Genomic DNA, 632 nt, shown 5'->3' on the forward strand with positions numbered 1-632 from the left:
GGTCCGATCCGCGCGGCCGTCGTGCGGGCCCGCCGCGGTCCGCCCTCCGCGGACCGCGGCGAGCCGGCTAGCGGGCTAGCGGGCGGGGTGGCTGTGGTGGGGGCGTGGTTGCGTGTTGTGGAATCGCTCGGCTCCACCCTCGCGCTGGCGGACCAGGGGGAGGGCGCTGCCGTGCACGGTACGGAAGCCGGTGGGGCGTCGTTCGGCGGTCGCCTCGTTCACGCCGGCGTCCAGATCGTCGATGGCGTGGGCGCGGACGGCTACCAGGATCTGGTCCCAGATCGTCTGCGGCAGCCGGTTCTCCCGCATGGTTCCGAGGTGGAGGAAGCGGACGATCACCTCGTCCGGCAGGCTTCTGGCGACCTGGCCGCTGCCGGCTCCCCAGGAGGTCCAGCCGAGGGCTCCGTCCTGCGCGGTCAGTCGGTCGAACACGCCGGCACGGACGTCGTGGACGAACGGGGCCCACAGCGCGACGGGTACCCGGACCTCGCGGATCCGCCCGGCGTAGCGGTACCGGATGACCACGTCGGCCTGCTGGCTGGCGAACTTCAGCCCCGGAGCGCAGGCCGGTCGCCGCCAACGAATCGGCGGATCCACCGCGGCCCTGGCCGTACAGTCGCCCTGTCCCACCC

1 protein-coding gene is annotated in these 632 nt (G+C 73.7%); it reads right to left on the reverse strand.

The annotated features are described in order from the left end of the window. Positions 1 to 75: 75 nt before the first annotated feature. The coding region (locus tag NBZ85_RS31625) for a hypothetical protein (RefSeq protein ID WP_261559928.1) at positions 76 to 632 on the reverse strand (557 nt) is incomplete at its 5' end.

Source organism: Frankia tisae (assembly GCF_025403405.1).
GTDB classification, from domain to species: Bacteria; Actinomycetota; Actinomycetes; order Frankiales; family Frankiaceae; genus Frankia; species Frankia tisai.